Consider the following 578-nt stretch of genomic DNA (forward strand, 5'->3'; position numbering starts at 1 on the left):
CCGAGCGCCTCCGCGGCACCGCCGGCGAGGTCGAGGAAGGCCTGCCAGTAGGCTTCGGCGTCGGCGAAGTGGCAGGAGAAGGTGCAGGGGCGGATGTCGATGTCGTCGAAGCCGGCCGCCGCGAGCGTGGCGGACAGCACTTCCGCCTCGCCGTAGCGGAACACCGAGGGGCGCGACACCTTGGGCGGCGGCAGCAGGCGGGCGATGGTGTCCTGAGCGCGGTGGATCAGCGGCACGGACTCGCGCACGCCCCACACCGACAGTGCCACCCGTCCGCCGGGCATGAGCACGCGGTGCATTTCGGCGAGCGCGCGCTCGGGGTGCGGGAAGATGAACAGCGCCAGCCCGGCGAGCACGCGGTCCATGCTGGCGTCGGCGAGGCACAGCTGTTCGGCGTCGGCGGCGGCGAAGCACGGAGCGTCGGCGTGTTCGCCGCAGCGACGCGCGCCTTCGGCGAGCATGCCCTCGGCGATGTCGGTGGCGAGCACGCTGCCGCCGGGGGCGACGCGCAGCGCGGCCTGGCCGGCGAGCAGGCCGGGGCCGCTGGCGAGGTCGAGCACGCGCTGGCCGGGGGCGAG

At 75.3% G+C, this 578-nt stretch carries 1 protein-coding gene; it reads right to left on the reverse strand.

Features of this window, described 5'->3' with window-relative positions; genetic code table 11:
- A partial coding sequence (locus C665_RS19790) for a methyltransferase domain-containing protein (RefSeq protein ID WP_004330950.1) occupies nucleotides 1-578 on the reverse strand: 578 nt, incomplete at both ends.

This window comes from Thauera aminoaromatica S2 (genome assembly GCF_000310185.1).
Classification (GTDB): Bacteria; Pseudomonadota; Gammaproteobacteria; order Burkholderiales; family Rhodocyclaceae; genus Thauera; species Thauera aminoaromatica.